Raw genomic sequence first — 14,600 nt, forward strand, 5'->3', positions numbered from 1 at the left:
GCAGTCCAACCGATGCATTAGTCACAGTACCGAATGGTCGCTTTCACGCGCATTGATCATTTGTTTCATATTTCGACATAATGTAGCCAATAAGGAGCGGTAAATTTTCCGTTCCCTCACCGGCCCGATCGGTGCAACAAACGCAAGAGCAGCAGGCCTTGAATGCTTGAGTTCGAGAATGTCAGCAAGTCCTTCTGGACCGGGACGCGCCGCAAGGTGATCCTGGACCGGGTCTCGTTCCGGATCGAGCTTGGGCGCTCGATCGGCATTCTGGCCCCCAACGGCACCGGCAAGACGACCCTGATCAACATGATGGCCGGGCTGGAAAAACCAGACGAAGGCGTGATCCGCAAATCCTGCCGGATCTCGTTTCCGATGGGGTTCTCGGGCGGTGTGGCCAAGAAGCTCTCTGCGTTGGAGAATGCCCGCTACATCGCGAAAATCTATGGCATGGACCCCGATTACATCGAGGCGTACTGCAAGTGGCTATGCGGTCTGGGTGAATATTTCGACCAACCGCTTGGAACCTATTCGTCCGGTATGCGGGCGCGCTTTACCTTTGCTCTGATGTTGGCGCTGGACTTCGACATGTACCTGATTGACGAAGGGATGCCGGCGACAACGGATGTAGAGTTCAATAGAAAGGCAGGCGACATCCTGAAAGAAAGGTTGCGCACGACAACTTTGGTGATCGTATCGCACAGCCCTTCTGTTCTTGAGAAGTTTGCACAGCAGGCCGCCGTACTTCTGGACGGTCAGCTTTACATGTTCGAAACCTTGGAAGAGGCACGACAGCTATATGACTACCAAACCCAAGGCTAAGAAATACCGCTGGCGGCGCAATCGTCAGGGCGCAGACGCGGCGGACGCACGGGCCGATGCCATTTCGCGCATCAGAAAGGCAACGCAACCGTCCGAGGCCGCAAATGACGCGCAGCCCGCGACCGATATCGATGCGATCAAACGCGAAGGTCTGACCGGGCGGCAATTGCGCGTAGCCCGGCGTCTGGCGCAGAAAAACGATCTGGCGGCAACGTCGGATTACGATGCGGTGCGCCTGCTGCGCCAAAAGGGCATTGACCCGTTTGAGCGGGCCAATCTGCTGGATCTGGCGGCCGAAAAGAAAGACGCGGAAGATCAGGCCAAGGACAAAATCACCATCCAGTTGCCGCAGACGGTCAAGGAAACACCGCAAACCCTGCCCGGACCCGAACTAAGCCCCGCAGAGCGGCGCAATCTGGAAATCGGCGAAATTCAAAAGGACATCGCCCGGCGTCGCAGACGCAAGCTGTTTGCGCTGTTCGCACGGTTGGCAGTGTTTGTTCTGCTGCCGACCGCGATTGTCGGCGTTTATTTCTATCGGGTCGCGACACCGATGTACGCAAGCGACTCGGCCTTTTCGATCCTGCAGGCAGATGGGGGTGGTGCGTCCTTTGGCGGGTTCCTGGCGGGCACTCAATACGCCACTGCGCAGGATTCGGTCGCCACGCAGGAATTTCTGGAATCAAAAGACGCGCTGGTTCGGCTTGAGGACGACACCAATTTCTCGGAAATCTTCAAGCAGGAGTGGATAGACCCGATCCAGCGCCTGCCTCAGGACGCGACCCTTGAGGATACCTATAAGCTGTTCAAGCGGATGATCACCATCGGGTATGACCCAAGTGATGGGATCATTCGTATGGAAGTTGCGGCCCCAAGCCCGGAAATATCGGTCGAGCTGTCGACCCTTCTGCTTTCCTATGCCGAGGAAACAATCAACGGTCTGACGGAACTGAAGCGCGAAGACCAGATGCGCGATGCCCGGGCCGGGTTTGAACTGGCGCAGGAAGAACGCAGAAAAGCGCAGGAAGAACTGATCGAACTGCAACTGCAGGGCGCGGTACTGGACCCCGAGAACGTCCTTGCCGGTCTGCGGGCGCGGATCAACGCAATCGAAATCGAGCTGCAGGAAAAGGAACTGCAACTGGCTGCGCTGTTGGACAACCTGCGCCCGAACCAGGCCAAGGTGGACGGTGTGCGCGCTGATATCCAAAGACTCGAAGTCGTACTGGCAGAGCTGAACGAAGAAATGCTGGACGTCTCAGCGGGCGAAAACTCGCTGGCAAGGTTGAGCGTGCGGATTCAGATGGCGCAGGCCGACCTGGTGGCGCGGGATTTGATGCTGCAAACCGCGATGGAGCAGATGGAAACCACGCGGACCGAGGCCAACCGCAAAGTGCGGTATCTGACGGTATCGGTGAACCCGGTCGCCAGCGAAGATCCGACCTATCCGCGCAAGTTCGAAAATACGATTTTGGCTTTCCTGTTGTTTGCTGGTATCTACCTGATGATCTCGCTTACCGCGTCGGTCCTTCGTGAACAGGTATCCTCGTAAGACACATGAAACATGTAAAAATCTCCGATCTCACGGTCGGCAATGATCTGCCTCTGACGATCATTGCAGGCCCCTGCCAGCTTGAAACCGCAGATCATGCCCAGATGATCGCCGGAAAAATGAAAGAGGCCTGCGATGCCGCCGGTGCGCAGTATGTCTTCAAGGCCTCGTATGACAAGGCGAACCGGACGTCCCTGTCCGGCAAAAGGGGTATGGGGATCGACGCCGGGCTGAAGGTTCTGGACGACATCCGCAAGGCGATGGGCATTCCGGTTCTGACCGACGTCCACACCGAAGCGCAATGCGCCGTCGCCGCCGATGCGGTGGATGTACTGCAAATCCCGGCTTTCCTGTGCCGCCAGACCGACATGCTGCTGGCTGCGGGTAACACCGGTACAGCCGTCAACGTCAAGAAGGGCCAGTTTCTTGCCCCTTGGGAAATGGGCAATATCGTTGACAAAATCGAAAGCACCGGAAACCAGAACATCCTGCTGACCGAACGTGGAACATCCTTTGGTTACAATACGCTTGTGGCCGATATGCGCGGTCTGCCTCAAATGGCAAAAACGGGCTACCCTGTCGTGATGGACGCGACCCATTCGGTGCAGCAACCCGGGGGCAAAGGGGGCTCATCTGGTGGCCAGCGTGAGTTTGCTCCGGTCATGGCCCGTGCCGCAGTATCACTGGGTGTCGGCGCTGTATTCATCGAAACGCATCAGGACCCGGACTCGGCGCCATCTGACGGGCCAAACATGATCCCTCTCGATCAAATGTCTCAATTGATTGACACATTGATGCGCTTTGATGCATTGGCCAAAGCCAATCCCATCCAGATTTAGTCAAGAGCGATAGTATGACCAAACCCATCCCCGAGGTGACCCCGAACACCTGGAGCTTTCTGCGCGACGCGATGATCAAACCCACCGGGTTTCGCGAATACGACGCCCGCTGGAAATACCCCGAAGAGATCAACCTGCCCGGTATGACGGCTCTGGGTCTGGGTCTGGGCACCCAGATGCGCAAACGCGGGATCGAGCCTGTGATCGCGGTCGGCAACGACTATCGCGACTATTCGCTGGCGATCAAAAATGCGCTCATCCTGGGGCTGATGCAGGCAGGTATTCAGGTCAAGGATATCGGCCCGGCGCTCAGCCCGATGGCCTATTTCGCCCAGTTCCATCTGGACGTGCCTGCAGTGGCGATGGTCACGGCCAGCCACAACCCGAACGGCTGGACCGGCGTGAAGATGGGCTTTGACCGTCCGCTGACCCACGGCCCCGACGAGATGTCGGAGCTGCGCGATATCGTTCTGAACGGCGAAGGTGTTCCGCACGACGGCGGCTCGTACGAGTTCGTCGATGGTGTAAAAGAGGCCTATATCGACGATCTGGTCGGGGATTTCAAAATGTCCCGTCCGCTCAAGGTCGTCTGCGCCACCGGCAATGGCACAGCCTCGGCGTTCGCGCCGGAAATCTTCGAACGGATGGGCGTCGAAGCTGTGCCCAGCCACAACCGGCTGGACTACACCTTCCCCAACTACAACCCAAACCCCGAAGCCATGGAGATGTTGCACGACATGGCTGACACCGTGAAATCCAGCGGTGCGGATATGGCGCTGGGGTTTGATGGCGACGGCGACCGTTGCGGTGTTGTGGATGATGAGGGCGAGGAGATTTTCGCCGACAAGGTCGGTGTGATCATGGCCCGTGATCTGGCCAAGCTGTACCCCAACGCGACCTTCGTGGCCGACGTGAAATCGACCGGCCTGTTCGCCAGCGACCCCGAGTTGCAGGCCCACGGCGTCAAGGCGGATTACTGGAAAACCGGCCACAGCCACATGAAGCGCCGGGTCAAAGAGATCAACGCGCTGGCCGGGTTCGAAAAATCGGGCCATTACTTTCTGGCTGAACCGATTGGGCGCGGCTATGACTGCGGCATGCGGGTGGCGGTTGAAATCTGCAAGTTGATGGACCGCAATCCGGACCAAAGCATGTCGGACCTGCGCAAGGCTCTGCCGAAAACATGGTCGACCCCGACCATGTCGCCCTATGCCGCCGACACCGAGAAATACGACATTCTCAAACGTCTGGTCGACAAACTGGTCGCCAAGGCCGACGCGGGCGAGGAATTCGCCGGTCGTGCGATCAAAGAGGTGGTCACCGTCAACGGCGCGCGGGTCATTCTGGACAATGGCAGCTGGGGCCTGGTGCGTGCGTCCTCGAACACACCGAACCTTGTTGTGGTTTGCGAAAGCAGCGACAGCGAAGACGAAATGCGGGCCATTTTCGCAGATATCGACGCCGTGATCCGGACCGAACCCGGCGTTGGCGACTACGACCAGACCATCTGATCTGCCTAGAAATTGGGGCGCCTAAGGCGCCCGTTTCAGTCTGCGCCCAACAGTTTGAGCAGGCCTTTTTTGGCCTCTTCTTCCAGCTTGTTTTTCAAAGCGTCCTCAGCGCTTTCAGTGTCGGTTACCGCAGTTCCCAGCTCATCGCTGACCTTATCCAAAACCTTTTGCTTTGCGTCATCTTCCAGGTCTTTGAGTTTCCCTTCGGCAGCGGCCTCGATCACCTTACTCAGGTCTGGCTTGATAGACGGATCGCTCCACGGCCCGACAATCCGAACCGGCACCGACAGCCCCTGACCGGAATTGGCACGCAGAGCGACGGGCGTGAACAGATAGTCAATCGTTTGCGCCCCGATGTTGACCTGCCCGGTTCCGTCCGCACGGAAATTATCCAGCGACATCAGCAGGTCGTTATTGGTCAGAACCCCCTGGTCGATGTTGAAACTGGCCGTCAGACTGTTGAACACGGTCGTCCCTCCGGCGCCCTTGCCCCGCCCCATCAGACGGCCGAGGTCAAAGCCGGCGATGACGCCCTGCCCAACATTCAGATTACCCTTGCCACTTAGGGATCGCATGATCTGGTCCTCGGTCTGGCCGACGCCCAGAAACTCGAACTCTCCCGAAGCGGCACCTGTCAGGCGATTGATCCCGGCCATGGTGGATAGGGCTTGCTGCAGATCAATGCCCTGGGCGTTCAGCTTACCGCCAACGGACAGACCGTTTCTGTTATTGGCAACCACCTGCCCGGTCACCTGACCTGCAAACAATGTGGCGGGGTCCATCCGCAAAACGGCACGGGACCGGTCAAGGCTGAGCGTCAGATCGCTGGACCCCAGTGTCAGCTCGGGGACGGCAATGGACGAGGCCGTCAGACGAATCTCTCCGTTCGCCAATGCAAGGGCCGAAGCATCGATCGGATCTGTCGACCATCCGCTGTCAGGTGCCGACGCGGAGGCCGTGTCGGAACCACCCCCGGACGAAGCGGGCGCATCGTTGTAGCGGGACAGGTCGATATCTCCGCCCTTCAGCCGCGCGGTGATTTTGGGCGGGTCCGAAATCTCGATATCGGCCTCGCCGGTGAACCGGTTGTGATCCAGCTGCGCCACCAGATTGCGCAAAGATATCCGGCCCTCACTTGTATAGGTCATATGACCCGACACATCTGCGGCACGCCCCAGCCCCAGCGGGACCCCGACACCGGCCTGACCGAATGCGACCAGCATCTTTTCCGTGCTTTTGGTCTTAACCTCCAGATTGCCGTCCATCTCACCTGCAAGGTTGACGCGACCATCGAATCCGACCTCTCCGCCCGGCGCGGTCAGCGCCAGTTGCAGCGGCGTCACAGCGCCCGAGGCATAGGCAGACAGGTCTGGGATTTTCAGGTCCACGTTCACCTTGCCGCCCGGAACCGTCATCTGCGCCTGCATCACCATGGGCGAAGTCGGCCCAGGCCAACTGGCGGAAAGATCAACATCCGAGAAGTCGTAGGTCGTTGTGCCATTCTCGATATAGATCAGCCGCGCGTTGGTCAGCTCCAGACGATCCAGTGTCACCGCCCCCTGCGACGACGCCTCGGCAGGTGTGCCGCCGCCAGAGGTCGGCTGAGGGCCAGCGGCGCTCGATTCCCAGTTCCCGCGCCCGTCTGACAGCTCCAGCCGCAAGACCGGCTTTTCAGCGACCACGCGTCGTATCCGAAAATCGCCATTCCACAAAGCTGCGGCATCCACCCCAACGGCCAGGCTTTCGGCACTCAGCATCGGTTCCGAGCCCGCCCAAGATGCATTGCCAAAGGTGACCGGACCGGTCTCGACCCCCAGAACAGGCCAGAAGGACAGGTTCACGTCTCCGGACAAGGTCAGCTCACGGCCGGTCTCACTTTTGACCTGTTCGGCCAGGATCGCGGCCAGCTTGTCGCCCGGCATCAGCAACAACGCGCCGATGACAAGGCCGAATGCGACCACGAAAAGGAAGAGTATGCGCAACAGCCACTTCATTTTTCTGCTCTCCGCTTATTGGGCATGCGTTAAAAAGATCATTCAAAGCCTGACCGCCATTTGCAAGGGGAAGCGTTCCCCACTATATGCCGCGCCATGACCACGAACCCGCCAAACCTCCGCCCCGACCTGGCACCCGCTGCCCGGATCACCGACACGCCGCGTCAGAACCAGCCCACCATTGGGATGGTGTCCTTGGGCTGCCCGAAGGCGCTGGTTGACAGCGAACGGATTCTGACCCGCCTGCGGGCTGAAGGGTACGGCATTTCACCGGACTATTCCGGGGCCGATGCCGTGATTGTGAACACCTGCGGGTTCCTCGACAGTGCCAAGGCTGAATCTTTGGATGCCATCGGAGAGGCGCTGGTGGAAAACGGCAAGGTCATCGTGACCGGCTGTTTGGGGGCGGAACCGGATTACATTCGCGAGCATCATCCGCGCATCATGGCGGTCACGGGTCCACATCAGTACGAACAGGTGCTGGATGCGGTACACACCGCCGTTCCCCCCGACCCGGACCCGTTTGTGGACTTGCTACCTGCGGCCAGCGTGCAGCTGACCCCGCGTCACTACAGTTACCTCAAGATTTCCGAGGGCTGTAACCACAAGTGCAAGTTCTGCATCATCCCTGACATGCGCGGAAAACTGGCCAGCCGTCCGGCCCATGCCGTCCTGCGTGAAGCCGAAAAGCTGGTCGACAATGGCGTGCGCGAATTGCTGGTGATCTCGCAGGACACCTCGGCCTATGGGCTGGATCGCAAATACGACCTGAACCCGTGGAAAGACCGCGAGGTGCGCAGCCATATCACCGATCTGGCGCGCGAGTTGGGGCAGCTCGATGCCTGGGTGCGCCTGCACTACGTCTATCCCTATCCGCATGTGCGTGAGTTAATCCCGCTGATGGCAGATGCGGGCTGCAATGTGCTGCCCTATCTGGACATCCCGTTCCAGCACGCCCACCCGGACGTTCTGAAACGCATGGCCCGCCCGGCCGCGGCCGCCAAAACGCTGGACGAGATTGCCGCGTGGCGTGCGACCTGCCCCGACATCACCCTACGGTCGACCTTCATCGTCGGCTATCCCGGCGAGACCGAGGCTGAATTCCAGACCCTGCTGGATTGGATGGACGAGGCGCGGCTGGATCGCGTCGGCTGCTTCCAATACGAAAACGTGGATGGTGCGCGGTCGAACGACCTGCCGGATCACGTTCCTGCGGAAGTGAAACAAGAGCGCTGGGAACGGTTCATGGAAAAGGCGCAGGCGATCTCCGAGGCCAAACTGGCCGCCAAGGTCGGCCAGACGATCGACGTGATCGTGGACGAGGTCGATGACGAGGCCGCCACCTGCCGTACCAAGGCGGACGCCCCCGAGATCGACGGCAACCTGTTCATCGACGAAGGTTTTGAGGCCCTCAATCCCGGCGACATCGTCCGGGTCGAGGTCGACGAGGCTGGCGAATACGATCTGTGGGGCAAGCTGGTCTGACCCGGTCACCCGATCTCGGCAAAGCGTGAGCCGAGTTTATTGGCCTTTGCCGCGCGATTCGTGGATCATGACAGGACATTCCGCCTTGAGTGAAGGAGGGTTCAATGTCCTGTCCGCGCCCCTTTGGCCTGAAATGTATCGCCCTGATCCTGGCCACCCAGCTTTATGCCGTGCCTGCTGTTGCCGAAAGCATCAGCTCGGGCGGGTTCATTGCAATTGGCTCAAAATCGCTGAGCCTGCATCTGCGCAGCAAGCACCATGTTCACCGGTATTACGGCGCGCCCAATGTTTATTACCCCAAGGCCAAGGCTCATCATCACAAGACGAAACCCAAGGCCTACTATCAAAAGACCAGGCCCAAAGTGTATTACCTGAAACCGAAAAAACGGCACCACCGTAGGGCGCGCGGGTTCTCCAATAAGCACGCCACGCCATACCACATTCCGCGAAACTACGGCATTCAGCGCAAAGGTTACCGCTTTGGCTGGTAGGAATGCTACGGTTTGCCTCAGAGCAGGCTGACAATCCCGACAACCCAGGCCACCCCGGTGGCCACGGCCGTCAACGCAACGGCTGCGCTGGCCGCATCCTTGGCCTGACCGGCAAGTTCACTGTGATCGGTCGAGGTGTGGTCAACGGCACGCTCAATCGCGGTGTTCAGCAACTCGGCCACCAAGACAAGCAGCCCCAGGACCAATATCAACGCACGAATTCCGTCGTCGAGCGGCACCCAAAGCGCCAATGCAGCGGACAAGAGGTTCGCCCACACCCACGAGCGGAACGAGTATTCTGTGTGCCATGTGGCGACGACGCCCTGCCAGCTCCAGCGGGTGCGGTCCTTGAGGCGGGTAAAAAAGGTTTTCATCTGCCCTCGATTTTTGGTCGCTGAAACTGAAACCGGAATAGTGACCGGCAGACAAGAAAAAACCGCCCCGGAGGCGGCCATGACGGTGATATTTTTGCGGGCGGCTTCGCAGAAAAGCCGCCCGCGGAATTCTTACTGAGCGACCGGGTTACAGACGGTCTGACCCGCTTCGGTCGTGGCCAGCTCGGTTCCTGCCGGGCAGCTCGGCGTACCGAATTTGTCATACTCAGGCGTGATGTAAACCGGCGCCGGCTCTTCCTGCTGAGAGCAAGCAGCCAAAACAAGGGCAAATGCACCAACGGCAGCAAATTTAAGTTTCATGTCCGTCATTCCTCTATTAATTTCCTGATATTGCCCAAGAATTCGGGGCCAAGCATAGGATAGGACCTTGATGGTATTTTTGCAACGAAATCAATCACGCATTCGTGAGTAAAGGCGGAACCACGCTGGTAACCCCCTCAGAAACAGCGGATTTATGAGCAAAAGCTACCGTTTCCCCCGTTTCGGCCTACACTGTTCAGGTGACAACAGCCAAAGACGGAGTAGCCCCATGTCAGATAGCCCCACCATCGCGCAAAAAGGTCCCTTCCCGGTCGAGGTAACCGAAGGGAAAAGCTATTTCTGGTGTGCATGCGGCCTATCCAAACGGCAACCGTTTTGCGACGGCTCACACAAGGGCACCCGGTTCGAACCGGTCAAATACACTGCAGACAGCAGCAAGAAGGTCTTTTTCTGTGGGTGCAAACACAGCGCAAAATCGCCGCTGTGTGACGGGACTCATTCGAAGGTCTGATCAGGCCTTCAGTGCGTTCATCTGTTCGGCATTGGCGCAGAATTCCGGGGCCGCGTGGGCCTCGGACTGTTGTTCAGACAGCCAGATTGCGCATTGACCACTGCAATGCGATGCCCGGCAGCGGGTCACCATTTCGGCATAGCGATCCGGCGTCAGCCGACCTTCGGCCATTGCTTCGGTCAGTGAGATATTCATGCATCGCGCAACAGATCGGGTGAGCCAAAAATGTGTCTCGACATCCCCCAAAGCTGACCGTGTCATGCGTTTTCCTTCTCTAGCCTTGTTTTCAGCGCTGCAAACCGCTGCCGGTTTTTGCAGGTATGCGGAGCACCGGTCACAGCTTCCTGTTGATCCAGCCAGTCGGGGCACCGGTTGGCCCAGCCGCAGCCCCGGCAATATTGAATCATCTCGGCCCAGTCCTGTTGGGTCAGGTGCCCTGTATGGTGCGCCGTGACCATGTCCGCTCCGGTTGCCTGTCCCATACGCAGGACAAGGCGCAAATGGGTCATGATCTCTCCGAGATGCAGCATCGAACTCTCCGGTCGCTAAGGGGCAAGTCTGCAAAGCAAGTCCTGGTTGCGGCAATATTCCGGCGTCCGGGCCACCGCGGTGGGCTGGTCCAGAAAACGCTGGCAATGGCCGGGATTCGGGCAGTCCGTGCAGTTCAAAACAGCGTCGGACAACTGGTCGATCGACACTTCACCGCCGATCGCCGCCTCTTGCAAATCGACCCCCAGTTTGGACGCCATCCGGTCCACCAGACCGGCATGGAGTTTCAGAACTTCTTGGCTGGGCATCAAAGACCCCTTCCTGTTTCGCGTCCAGAACAGGATAGCGCAACGCCCCAAATTGGCCTTTGACTCAGGTCAAGACCCAATCCCGATGTGATCCAGATAGGCACGGGTGGCGTCCTGTACGCGGCGGAATCGGTCCCCGCCCAGCTTTTTTCCGCCGTACCAGCGGGTTACGATCACCACGTGGTTTTCCATCCCGGCGCGTTCCAGCATACGCAGGATTACCATGCCCGCACCACTTTCGCCGTCATCCGCCTTAAGCGCACCCGTGGGCAAAACAGCCGCCCAGGTATTGTGCGTGGCCTTGGCATAGGCCTTGTCCGACTTGAGCTCCTGCAGCACCGCGTCCACACCCGCACGTGTGCTGACAGTCGCGCCCGAGACGGCGTATTTCGACCCCCGATCCGTCAGGATCACGCCCAGCCGTGTCAGTGGTGTCATGGGGTCAAACCCAATTGCCGCGCGGTATCCAGCACGATCTGCACCCGATCCGCATTGGGCGGATGGGTGCCCAGAAACTGATCCCCCGGATCGGGAAGGCGGTCAAAGTACTTTGCGCCGATCAGTGGGTTGTACCCTGCATTATGGGTGATGATCGTTCCCAACTGATCCGCTTCCAACTCGAACTCTTTGACATATACCTGAATCGCAACCTCAGCGCCCATTTTCTGTGATCGCTCAAGCTGTTTTCCCTTTTCACCATACAGCTTGCCAAGCCTGTCGAAAGCCGCAGCACCGTCCCGCGCATTTTGCGATTGCCGGTCGATGTGGCCCAACACGTGATGCGCCGCCTCGTGCCCCATCACAAAGGCCAGTTCGTCAGCGTTTTCCGCGGATTGGATCATCGCGCGGGTAAAGATAATCACCGGCTGATCCTTGTCGTCCCGGGTCTGAAACGCGTTTGCCGGTGCGCGCGGGTTCAGGTCGACCAGAATCGTGAAATCACAGTTGCTGACCCTGGCCTGACGCAAGCATTCGGCGCGGGCCTCTTTGCCAACTGCGCGGCTGATCTGCTGGAAAGTTGCCGCGTCGACCTGAAACTCACCCGAATCCTGCGACCATTCCGCCGCCGGTTGCACACGCAGAGCACCGGCGCTGCACGCCGCCAGCACCAGAGGAAACAGCAAATAGGTCAGACGGCGCATTCATATTCCTTTGAAACGGAAATCCCGTTTGAAAAACCATAGCGCGGCCCGCACGGGACTGCCACCGCGCGATTGCAAGGGAACGGGTTGCATTGCCGCGCAACGCCCTGCACTCTCGCCACATGTTTTCGATTGAGCATGAATTCGACTCGACAGTCATTACTCTGGTGGACGAAGGCGAAAAGCCTTTGCAAGAGGATGTCGTCATCAACAGCTTCGCCGAATGTGTGACGCTTGAGCAATTGGACCCTCGTACGGACCAAATTCAAAGGATAACGCTGTCGCCCGAACAGGTACGCGATCTGGCCGCCGCGCTGGACCTGCCCGAGGGCGTGTATCAGATCCACGAAAAACCGGATCAGGACGCATAGACAAACAGCTTATCCCGCGTGGACTGCCCCTGTTTCAGGGTCAGCTCGGATGGGGCCACGCCCATAGCGACGGCCAGTATCCGGCGCACCGCGTCATTTGCTTTGCCGTTTTCGGGCGGAGCGGTCACGGTTATGCGGATTGTGCCGTTATCCACCACAATACTGTCCTTCGCCGCTTTGGGCGTCACCCGGACCGGAATCGCCGCGCCGGGGGTGGCAAGGCCGCTTAAATCCGGCACGTCGCGCAGTTTTGGTTTCGCCATCTTATTCCTCTTGCTCGCAAACACTCTTGCACGAGCGTTCGGGGAATGAAATTGATCCCGCATCTCCAGCTTTTTGCACTTGAAACGCGCCAGAGGCTCAACCAGATACAGACTGCCCATGTAAAGGAAGTTAACATATGTCCTTGAAGAACCCGGCCGCCCTGGAATTTCTGCAATCGCGCCGGTCGCGCCCCGCGAAGACACTGGTTGCTCCGGCGCCGACACGTGAAGAACTGCTGCCCCTGTTGACCGCAGCCGCCCGCAGCCCGGATCACGGCAAGTTGGAGCCGTGGCGTTTTATCGTTCTCGAGAAGGGCGCTATGGACCGTCTGTCATCGCTGACACAGGACTGCGGCGAGAGATTGGGCAAAGCCCCCGAGGACATCGCGAAGGCCCGCAGCCAGTTCGACATGGGCCATCTGGCCGTGGCAGTGATCGAGGTCCAGACGCCGTCGGACAAAGTCCCGGCCATCGAACAGACGTATTCCGCAGGGGCCGTATGTCTGGCGCTTCTGAATGCGGCCCTTGCGGCCGGTTGGGGCGCGAACTGGCTATCCGGCTGGCAGGTTCATGACGCCGCGTTCTGCCGTCAGGCGTTTGGGCTGCAGGACAACGAACGCGTGGCCGGCCTGATCCATATCGCCACCGAAGGCAAAACCCCACCTGAACGCCCCCGTCCCGATGTCGCGGCGCTGACCGAGTGGGTTTCGGAGTGATGATCCTCAACGCGTTCTTCGCAGCATTAGGTCAGATCGGAGACCCCAGGTTCCGCTCCGTTCTGCTGCGCGGCGTTGGTCTGACAATTGTGCTACTGATCGCAGCCAGTGCCGGAGCAATCTGGCTGATCAACTGGCTGTCCGGGGACGAGATTTCGCTGCCCTGGATCGGTGCCGTGCCGTGGCTGAACGACCTATTGAATTATTCCGGCATCTTTTTGGTGCTGATCCTGCCGGTGTTCCTGATGATGCCCGTCGCCTCGGCCATTATCTCGATGTTTCTGGAAGAGGTCGCGCAGGCGGTCGAGGACAAACACTATCCCACCCTGCCCGCCGTTCCCGGCATCCCCTTCAGCGAGGGAATGCGTGATGCGGCAGAGTTCATGAGCGTGCTGATCGTCGCCAACCTGCTGGCGCTGATCCTCTATGTGATTTTCACGCCATTGGCTCCGTTTATTTTCTGGGCAATGAACGGGTTTCTGCTGGGCCGGGAATATTTCACACTGGCCGCGATGCGGCGTGTGGGGCGGGACGGCGCGCGCAAACTGCGCGCCAAGCATATGCCGACAATCTGGCTGGCTGGCACCCTGATGGCCATCCCGTTGTCAGTGCCGCTGGTGAATCTGGTGATCCCGATCCTCGGGGCGGCCACCTTCACCCATCTCTACCACAAGCTGTCGGGGCGGACGCCCTGACGCTTACTGGCGCGGCTCAAGCTGGTTCAGCCAGTCGAAGTCGCGCACCGAAATCACGCCCGAAATGATGATCCCTGCGATGATCGCCCAGAGCACCACCGAAATCCCGGTGGTGATCCAGAGCTTTTTCTTCATGTGATGCACTTCCGGCGCACCCGCATGGGTGCCCGGAACAATGTCGCCCAGATCACCCTGCGTCTTGATGCGGATCGGCAGCACGACCAACAGCGTCATGAACCAGATGACGGCAAACAGGACCAGTGCAGCGGTAATCGTCATGACAGCCTCGCTTGGGTCAGACCTGTTCCAGTTCGACCAGGCAGCCGTTGAAATCCTTCGGGTGCAGGAACAGCACCGGCTTGCCATGTGCGCCAATTTTGGGGTCGCCCGATCCCAGAACGCGGGCACCGGTTTCTTTCAGGTGGTCGCGGGCGGCGATGATGTCGTCGACCTCATAGCAGACATGGTGAATGCCACCAGCCGGGTTCTTTTCCAGAAATCCGTTGATCGGACTGTCATCGCCCAACGGATACAGCAGTTCGATCTTGGTGTTAGGCAGTTCGATGAACACCACGGTCACGCCATGATCCGGTTCGTCCTGCGGCGCACCAACCTTGGCACCCAGCGCACTGCGGTACTGCTCGGATGCGGCCTCAAGGTCAGGCACGGCAATGGCGACATGGTTCAGACGACCAATCATGGAACTCTCCTCCGTTCTGCGTTGCAGCGGTTATGGGGGCTGTTTGGGCAAAGAA

General features: G+C 59.1%; 21 protein-coding genes. 10 read left to right on the forward strand and 11 right to left on the reverse strand.

Features of this window, described 5'->3' with window-relative positions; all coding sequences use genetic code 11:
- The first annotated feature begins 162 nt into the window (after positions 1–162).
- From ACR0DO_RS03885 to ACR0DO_RS03900, 4 genes are read left to right on the forward strand one after another with little or no spacing between them, the layout of a single operon-like run.
- Positions 163–822: an ABC transporter ATP-binding protein gene (locus tag ACR0DO_RS03885; protein ID WP_421599197.1), complete on the forward strand. Its 660-nt coding sequence runs from the start codon at positions 163–165 to the stop codon at positions 820–822.
- Positions 800–2,374, forward strand: a complete 1,575-nt coding sequence (locus tag ACR0DO_RS03890; protein WP_480556808.1) for a KpsE/RkpR family capsule polysaccharide export protein — start codon at positions 800–802, stop codon at positions 2,372–2,374. The genes ACR0DO_RS03885 and ACR0DO_RS03890 overlap by 23 nt, the downstream gene beginning before the upstream one ends.
- 5 nt (positions 2,375–2,379) lie before the next feature.
- Positions 2,380–3,213, forward strand: a complete 834-nt coding sequence (gene kdsA / locus ACR0DO_RS03895; RefSeq protein ID WP_480556809.1) for a 3-deoxy-8-phosphooctulonate synthase — start codon at positions 2,380–2,382, stop codon at positions 3,211–3,213.
- A gap of 14 nt (positions 3,214–3,227) precedes the next feature.
- Positions 3,228–4,724 carry a phosphomannomutase/phosphoglucomutase gene (locus tag ACR0DO_RS03900; RefSeq protein ID WP_480556810.1) on the forward strand — a complete coding sequence of 499 codons (1,497 nt, stop codon included), beginning with the start codon at positions 3,228–3,230 and terminating at the stop codon, positions 4,722–4,724.
- A gap of 35 nt (positions 4,725–4,759) precedes the next feature.
- On the opposite strand, the gene ACR0DO_RS03905 is transcribed toward ACR0DO_RS03900, so the two are convergent.
- Positions 4,760–6,718: an AsmA family protein gene (locus tag ACR0DO_RS03905; RefSeq protein ID WP_480556811.1), complete on the reverse strand. Its 1,959-nt coding sequence runs from the start codon at positions 6,716–6,718 to the stop codon at positions 4,760–4,762.
- A gap of 96 nt (positions 6,719–6,814) precedes the next feature.
- Between ACR0DO_RS03905 and rimO the strand changes: the two genes are divergently transcribed.
- Together rimO and ACR0DO_RS03915 are read left to right on the forward strand one after the other, a co-directional pair.
- The gene (rimO, locus tag ACR0DO_RS03910; protein ID WP_480556812.1) at positions 6,815–8,203 is read left to right on the forward strand and encodes a 30S ribosomal protein S12 methylthiotransferase RimO; all 1,389 of its coding nucleotides are present in this window, start codon (positions 6,815–6,817) and stop codon (positions 8,201–8,203) included.
- A gap of 104 nt (positions 8,204–8,307) precedes the next feature.
- Entirely contained in the window at positions 8,308–8,694 is a 387-nt protein-coding gene (locus tag ACR0DO_RS03915; RefSeq protein WP_480556813.1) for a hypothetical protein, read from the forward strand.
- 17 nt (positions 8,695–8,711) lie between these two features.
- Here the strand turns inward: ACR0DO_RS03915 and ACR0DO_RS03920 are convergent, their stop codons facing one another.
- Both ACR0DO_RS03920 and ACR0DO_RS03925 read right to left on the reverse strand, forming a co-directional pair.
- A complete protein-coding gene (locus tag ACR0DO_RS03920) occupies positions 8,712–9,068 on the reverse strand; it encodes a diacylglycerol kinase (protein WP_480556814.1) in 357 nt (118 codons plus the stop codon).
- A gap of 132 nt (positions 9,069–9,200) precedes the next feature.
- Entirely contained in the window at positions 9,201–9,389 is a 189-nt protein-coding gene (locus ACR0DO_RS03925) for a hypothetical protein (RefSeq protein WP_170347886.1), read from the reverse strand.
- Positions 9,390–9,618: 229 nt separating this feature from the next.
- Here ACR0DO_RS03925 and ACR0DO_RS03930 point away from each other — a divergent pair, with 229 nt between their 5' ends.
- The gene (locus ACR0DO_RS03930; RefSeq protein WP_480556815.1) at positions 9,619–9,861 is read left to right on the forward strand and encodes a CDGSH iron-sulfur domain-containing protein; all 243 of its coding nucleotides are present in this window, start codon (positions 9,619–9,621) and stop codon (positions 9,859–9,861) included.
- On the opposite strand, the gene ACR0DO_RS03935 is transcribed toward ACR0DO_RS03930, so the two are convergent.
- The 5 genes from ACR0DO_RS03935 to ACR0DO_RS03955 form a co-directional block, all read right to left on the reverse strand.
- Positions 9,862–10,122, reverse strand: a complete 261-nt coding sequence (locus ACR0DO_RS03935; RefSeq protein ID WP_170670569.1) for a DUF6455 family protein — start codon at positions 10,120–10,122, stop codon at positions 9,862–9,864.
- On the reverse strand, positions 10,119–10,391 hold the full coding sequence (locus tag ACR0DO_RS03940) for a DUF6455 family protein (RefSeq protein WP_170440882.1): 273 nt from the start codon (positions 10,389–10,391) through the stop codon (positions 10,119–10,121). Before ACR0DO_RS03940 ends, ACR0DO_RS03935 begins: the two co-directional genes overlap by 4 nt.
- 15 nt (positions 10,392–10,406) lie before the next feature.
- Entirely contained in the window at positions 10,407–10,658 is a 252-nt protein-coding gene (locus tag ACR0DO_RS03945; protein WP_170440880.1) for a DUF6455 family protein, read from the reverse strand.
- A 69-nt stretch (positions 10,659–10,727) separates the two neighbouring features.
- Positions 10,728–11,096, reverse strand: a complete 369-nt coding sequence (locus ACR0DO_RS03950) for a YigZ family protein (protein WP_480556816.1) — start codon at positions 11,094–11,096, stop codon at positions 10,728–10,730.
- On the reverse strand, positions 11,093–11,800 hold the full coding sequence (locus ACR0DO_RS03955; RefSeq protein ID WP_480556817.1) for a M48 family metallopeptidase: 708 nt from the start codon (positions 11,798–11,800) through the stop codon (positions 11,093–11,095). Before ACR0DO_RS03955 ends, ACR0DO_RS03950 begins: the two co-directional genes overlap by 4 nt.
- A gap of 122 nt (positions 11,801–11,922) precedes the next feature.
- On the opposite strand from ACR0DO_RS03955, the gene ACR0DO_RS03960 reads away from it, so the two are divergent.
- Complete coding sequence (locus ACR0DO_RS03960; RefSeq protein ID WP_170442915.1) at positions 11,923–12,171, forward strand: hypothetical protein; 249 nt, start codon at positions 11,923–11,925, stop codon at positions 12,169–12,171.
- Here ACR0DO_RS03960 and ACR0DO_RS03965 read toward each other — a convergent pair.
- Entirely contained in the window at positions 12,159–12,434 is a 276-nt protein-coding gene (locus ACR0DO_RS03965) for a DUF167 domain-containing protein (RefSeq protein WP_480556818.1), read from the reverse strand. The two genes, ACR0DO_RS03960 and ACR0DO_RS03965, sit on opposite strands and share 13 nt — an antisense overlap.
- Before the next feature lie 137 nt (positions 12,435–12,571).
- Here ACR0DO_RS03965 and ACR0DO_RS03970 point away from each other — a divergent pair, with 137 nt between their 5' ends.
- Complete coding sequence (locus ACR0DO_RS03970) at positions 12,572–13,150, forward strand: nitroreductase family protein (protein WP_480556819.1); 579 nt, start codon at positions 12,572–12,574, stop codon at positions 13,148–13,150.
- On the forward strand, positions 13,150–13,845 hold the full coding sequence (locus ACR0DO_RS03975; RefSeq protein WP_480556820.1) for an EI24 domain-containing protein: 696 nt from the start codon (positions 13,150–13,152) through the stop codon (positions 13,843–13,845). The genes ACR0DO_RS03970 and ACR0DO_RS03975 overlap by 1 nt, the downstream gene beginning before the upstream one ends.
- Positions 13,846–13,848: 3 nt before the next feature.
- Here the strand turns inward: ACR0DO_RS03975 and ACR0DO_RS03980 are convergent, their stop codons facing one another.
- On the reverse strand, positions 13,849–14,124 hold the full coding sequence (locus tag ACR0DO_RS03980; protein WP_170440869.1) for a DUF1467 family protein: 276 nt from the start codon (positions 14,122–14,124) through the stop codon (positions 13,849–13,851).
- Positions 14,125–14,140: 16 nt separating this feature from the next.
- Positions 14,141–14,545 carry a methylmalonyl-CoA epimerase gene (mce, locus tag ACR0DO_RS03985; protein WP_170440867.1) on the reverse strand — a complete coding sequence of 135 codons (405 nt, stop codon included), beginning with the start codon at positions 14,543–14,545 and terminating at the stop codon, positions 14,141–14,143.
- Positions 14,546–14,600 lie beyond the last annotated feature (55 nt).

The sequence above is a fragment of the Ruegeria sp. AM9 genome, assembly GCF_056540565.1.